General features: G+C 53.0%; 1 pseudogene. It reads left to right on the top strand.

Annotation, left to right across the window (positions count from 1 at the left end):
• A pseudogene (locus tag KDM89_RS21145) lies at window positions 1-321 on the top strand (ferrous iron transporter B); the annotation flags it as partial.

The following is a 321-nucleotide window of genomic DNA, read 5'->3' as shown; positions in this document are numbered from 1 at the left end:
TAATTATTGCCGCCTTCATCCCTGAGCGCGAAGTGTTGGGGGTGTTGAGCCTGCAGGGGCTGGTATTGTTTGCACTGTATCTGGCGGGTATTGTCTCTGCCATGTTAGTGGCGCTGGTGTTCAAGAAAAAATGGGGTAGCGCTGAAAAGCATCCCTTAATGCTCGAATTACCCGATTACCGCCTGCCAAATGGCCGCAATTTGTTGCTAGGTTTGTGGGAGCGCGTCAAAGTGTTTACCACCCGGGTCGGCACCATCATTCTTGCACTCATGGTCTTGCTGTGGTTCCTAAGCAGCTTCCCGGGCGCACCGGATAATGCCA

The sequence above is a fragment of the Cognatundibacterium luofuense genome, from assembly GCF_018139685.1.
Classification (GTDB): Bacteria; Pseudomonadota; Gammaproteobacteria; order Burkholderiales; family Burkholderiaceae_D; genus Undibacterium; species Undibacterium luofuense.
This window is presented reverse-complemented; position numbering and strand designations above follow the sequence as displayed.